Origin of the sequence: Streptomyces sp. NPDC059477, from assembly GCF_042749375.1 — a bacterium.
Lineage (GTDB): Bacteria > Actinomycetota > Actinomycetes > Streptomycetales > Streptomycetaceae > Streptomyces.
Genome location: NZ_JBHYUG010000035.1, coordinates 76,667 through 81,342 on the forward strand (window position 1 = coordinate 76,667; position 4,676 = coordinate 81,342).

Genomic DNA, 4,676 nt, shown 5'->3' on the forward strand with positions numbered 1-4,676 from the left:
CAGAGTCGGTGGGGGGGGGGGGGGGCGCGTGTCGAGGAAGGGTGCAGTGTGGTTTTCTGTGAAATCGGAGAGAGCACCGCCCCCCCCCCCCCCTCCGCATGGCGACGCCGGACCGCCACGGTCCGCCGCGGCCCGGTGCGGTGGACAGGGGGCGCGGTTACTCCCGGGAGAGGCCGAGGCCCCGCAGCGCGGCGCGGCTCATGCCGTGCGGACCGGCTGTCCGGCGACGAGCGGGTGGTCGCGTTCGACCGGGCCGAGGCCGCCGGCGCCGCCGGGTGAGCCGAGGTCGTCGAAGAACTCGACGTTCGACCGGTGGTAGTCCTTCCAGTCCTCGGGCACATCGTCCTCGTAGAAGATCGCCTCGACGGGGCAGACCGGTTCGCAGGCGCCGCAGTCGACGCATTCGTCCGGGTGGATGTACAGGGATCGCCGGCCCTCGTAGATGCAGTCGACGGGGCATTCCTCGATGCATGCCTTGTCCTTGACGTCCACGCAGGGCTGGGCGATGACGTAGGTCACGGGTGCTTCCTTCCGTTCGGGTCGCGGGTCGGTGTGCGGTGCTCGTCGGGGCTCAGGCCCCGACCGTCCAGGTGTCGTCCCCGGCCAGCAGCGCGGCCAGGTCGCCCGGGCCCCGCTCGGCCACGGCCCGCTCCAGCTGGTCGTTCATCAGCCGGTCGTAGACGGGGCGCCGTAGGTCGCGCAGGACGCCGATGGGGGTGGGATGCCGCAGCCGGGAGAGGGCGAAGGCGGCGGTGGGGTCGGGGTCCGCGACGTCGTGGACGATGTCGTCGGCGTCCGGGGTGAGCCGGTAGGGCCGGCCGTGCTCCAGGCGCAGCAGGGCGTCGTCGCGGGTGGCGGGGTCCTTGAGCGCGTCGAAGGCGCCGTCGTTGAAGATGTTGCAGTTCTGGTAGATCTCCACCAGGGCCGTGCCGGGGTGGGCGGCGGCCCGGCGCAGGACGTCCGTCAGGTGCCCCCGGTCGGAGTCGATCGTGCGGGCGACGAAGGAGGCCTCGGCGCCGATGGCCAGCGACAGCGGGTTGAACGGCTCGTCGAGGGACCCCAGCGGGCTCGACTTCGTGACCTTGCCCCGCTCGCTGGTCGGCGAGTACTGGCCTTTGGTCAGCCCATAGATCTGGTTGTTGAACAGCAGGATCTTGAGGTTCACGTTGCGGCGCAGGGCGTGGATGAGATGGTTGCCGCCGATCGACAGGGCGTCGCCGTCGCCGGTGACCACCCACACCGACAGATCGGGGCGGGCGCAGGCCAGGCCGGTCGCGATGGCGGGGGCGCGGCCGTGCACGGAGTGCAGGCCGTAGGTGTTCAGGTAGTACGGGAAGCGGGAGGAGCAGCCGATGCCCGAGACGAAGACGATGTTCTCGCGCGCGATGCCCAGCTCCGGCAGGAAGCCCTGGACGGCGGCGAGGATGGCGTAGTCGCCGCAGCCGGGGCACCAGCGCACCTCCTGGCCGGACTTGAAGTCCTTCGCGGTGAGCGCGAGGTCAGTGGGCACCGTGGGCCTCCATGTCTTCTACCGCGCTGACGTTCCTCGCGTTCTCCTCGATCACGGCGGCCAGCCGCGCGGCCCGGAACGGCATGCCGGAGACCTGGGTGTGGGAGCGCACGTCCACCAGGAACCGTCCGCGCAGCAGCAGCGCGAGCTGGCCGAGGTTCATCTCCGGGACCAGGACCCGTTCGTAGCGGCGCAGCACCGCGCCGAGGTTGGCGGGGAAGGGGTTGAGGTGGCGCAGCTGCGCGGTGGCGACCCGGACCCCGGCGGCCCGTACGTCACGCACGGCCGTGGTGATCGGCCCGTATGTCGACCCCCAGCCCAGCACCAGCAGTGGGGCGTCGCCGGACGGGTCGTCGACCGCCAGGTCGGGTACGGCGATGCCGTCGATCTTGGCCTGGCGGGTGCGGACCATGAAGTCATGGTTGGCGGGGTCGTAGGAGATGTCGCCCGTGCCGTCCTGTTTCTCGATGCCGCCGATGCGGTGTTCGAGGCCCGGGGTGCCCGGCAGCGCCCAGGGGCGGGCCAGGGTCCCGGGGTCGCGCAGATACGGCCAGAAGGAGCCGTCGGGGCGGTTGGGGGCGGTGGCGAACTCGACGTGCAGGTCGGGCAGTTCGGCCACGTCGGGGATGCGCCAGGGTTCGGAGCCGTTGGCGAGATAGCCGTCGGAGAGCAGGAACACCGGGGTGCGGTAGGTCAGCGCGATGCGCGCCGCCTCAAGGGCGGCGTCGAAGCAGTCGGCCGGGGTGTGCGCGGCGATCACCGGCACCGGGGCCTCGCCGTTGCGGCCGTACAGCGCCTGGAGGAGATCCGCCTGTTCCGTCTTGGTCGGCAGACCGGTCGACGGGCCGCCGCGCTGGATGTCGACGACCAGGAGGGGCAGTTCCAGGGAGACGGCGAGACCGATGGTCTCCGACTTGAGGGCCACGCCCGGCCCGGAGGTCGTCGTCACCGCCAGCGATCCGCCGTAGGCGGCGCCGAGGGCCGCGCCGATGCCGGCGATCTCGTCCTCCGCCTGGAAGGTGCGCACCCCGAAGTTCTTGTGCCGCGCCAGCTCGTGCAGGATGTCCGAGGCCGGGGTGATCGGGTACGAGCCGAGGAACAGGGGCAGCCGCGCGCGTTCGGCGGCGGTCACCAGGCCCAGGGCGAGGGCCAGATTGCCGGAGATGTTGCGGTGCCGGCCCGGGGTGAAGGCGCGCTTCGCCGGGGCGACCTCGTAGGAGACGGCGAACGACTCGGTGGTCTCGCCGTAGTTCCAGCCCGCCCGGAAGGCGGTCACATTGGCCTCGGCCAGCTCCGGTCTGCGGGCGAACTTGGTGCGCAGGAACCGTTCGGTGCCCTCGGTGGGCCGGTGGTACATCCAGGACAGCAGGCCCAGCGCGAACATGTTCTTCGCCCGCTCCGCTTCCTTGCGGGTGAGCCCCGAGTCCCCCAGCGCCTCGACGGTCAGCGTGGTCAGCGCCACCGGGTGCACCCGGTACGCCGCCAGCGTGCCGTCGTCCAGGGGGCTGGTGCTCCAGCCCACCTTCGCCAGCGCCCGCCGGGTGAACTCATCGGTGTCGAGAATGACTTCGGCGCCGCGCGGAAGGTCGGCCAGGTTGGCCCTGAGCGCGGCCGGGTTCATCGCGACCAGGACGTCCGGGGCGTCGCCCGGGGTGATGATGTCGTGGTCGGCGAAGTGCAGCTGGAACGAGGAGACGCCGGGCAGGGTGCCCGCGGGGGCGCGGATCTCGGCGGGGAAGTCCGGCAGCGTCGACAGGTCGTTGCCGAAGCCGGCGGTCTCCGCCGTGAACCGGTCGCCGGTCAGCTGCATGCCGTCGCCGGAGTCACCGGCGAAGCGGATCACGACCCGGTCGAGCTGTTCGACGGTGCCCGGTGTGCTCACTTGGCGCTCTCCTGTCCGGCGGCGGCGACGGTCTCGTGGGAGTCGTCGGCTCCGTCCTCTTCGTCCTCTTCGCCGTGCCGCATCAGCTCCGCGAGCTTGAACGCCTCCTCGATGAGCGTCTCGACGATCTTCGACTCGGGTACGGTCCTGACGACCTCGCCCTTGACGAAGATCTGCCCCTTGCCGTTGCCGGAGGCGACGCCGAGGTCCGCTTCCCTGGCCTCGCCGGGGCCGTTGACCACGCAGCCCATGACGGCCACCCGCAGTGGGATGTCCATGCCCTCCAGTCCGGCCGTGACTTCTTCGGCCAGCTTGTAGACGTCGACCTGGGCGCGTCCGCAGGACGGGCAGGACACGATCTCCAGGCCGCGCTGCTTGAGGTTCAGGGACTCCAGGATCTGGTTGCCGACCTTGACCTCCTCGACCGGGGGCGCGGACAACGAGACACGGATGGTGTCGCCGATGCCCCGGGACAGCAAGGCGCCGAAGGCCACGGCCGACTTGATCGTGCCCTGGAAGGCGGGGCCCGCCTCCGTCACCCCGAGGTGCAGCGGGTAGTCGCACTGGGCGGCGAGCTGGGTGTAGGCCTCGACCATGACGACGGGGTCGTTGTGCTTGACCGAGATCTTGATGTCCCGGAAGTCGTGCTCCTCGAACAGCGACGCCTCCCACAACGCGCTCTCGACCAGCGCCTCCGGGGTGGCCCTGCCGTACTTCTTCAGCAGGCGGCGGTCCAGAGAGCCCGCGTTGACGCCGATACGGACCGGTGTGCCGTGGTCGTGGGCGGCCCGCGCGATCTCGCGGACCTTGTCGTCGAACTGCTTGATGTTGCCCGGATTGACCCGAACGGCCGCGCAGCCCGCCTCGATGGCGGCGAACACGTACTTCGGCTGGAAGTGGATGTCGGCGATCACCGGGATCTGCGACTTGCGCGCGATGGTCGCGAGGGCGTCGGCGTCGTCCTGCGTCGGGCAGGCGACCCGGACGATCTGGCAGCCGGACGCGGTGAGTTCGGCGATCTGCTGGAGCGTGGCGCCGATGTCGGACGTGCGGGTGGTGGTCATGGACTGGACCGAGACCGGGGCGTCGCCGCCCACGGGTACGGTCCCTACCTGGATCTGACGGCTGGTACGTCGTCGGGCCAGCCTCGGCGGCACCGTCGGCACTCCGAGAGTGACAGACATGACAGGTCCCCAAGAAGGTCGGCCGGTCCGGGCGGACCGGGTGGTGGCTGATGACTGTGTGCCGTTGAGAGCGGTGGAAGTGGCGGGCCGGGGCCGGGGC

The 4,676-nt window shown here is 71.0% G+C and carries 4 protein-coding genes; all 4 read right to left on the reverse strand.

What is annotated here, in order from left to right; all coding sequences use genetic code 11:
• Nucleotides 1-198: 198 nt before the first annotated feature.
• The 4 genes from fdxA to ispG are packed head-to-tail and all read right to left on the reverse strand — an operon-like array spanning nt 199 to nt 4,576.
• A complete protein-coding gene (gene fdxA / locus ACFXAZ_RS19425) occupies nt 199-519 on the reverse strand; it encodes a ferredoxin (RefSeq protein WP_384592306.1) in 321 nt (106 codons plus the stop codon).
• 52 nt (nt 520-571) lie between these two features.
• Nucleotides 572-1,510, reverse strand: a complete 939-nt coding sequence (locus ACFXAZ_RS19430; protein WP_384592309.1) for a 2-oxoacid:ferredoxin oxidoreductase subunit beta — start codon at nt 1,508-1,510, stop codon at nt 572-574.
• Nucleotides 1,500-3,392: a 2-oxoacid:acceptor oxidoreductase subunit alpha gene (locus ACFXAZ_RS19435; RefSeq protein WP_384592312.1), complete on the reverse strand. Its 1,893-nt coding sequence runs from the start codon at nt 3,390-3,392 to the stop codon at nt 1,500-1,502. The genes ACFXAZ_RS19430 and ACFXAZ_RS19435 overlap by 11 nt, the downstream gene beginning before the upstream one ends.
• A complete protein-coding gene (ispG, locus tag ACFXAZ_RS19440) occupies nt 3,389-4,576 on the reverse strand; it encodes a flavodoxin-dependent (E)-4-hydroxy-3-methylbut-2-enyl-diphosphate synthase (protein ID WP_384592315.1) in 1,188 nt (395 codons plus the stop codon). The genes ACFXAZ_RS19435 and ispG overlap by 4 nt, the downstream gene beginning before the upstream one ends.
• Nucleotides 4,577-4,676 lie beyond the last annotated feature (100 nt).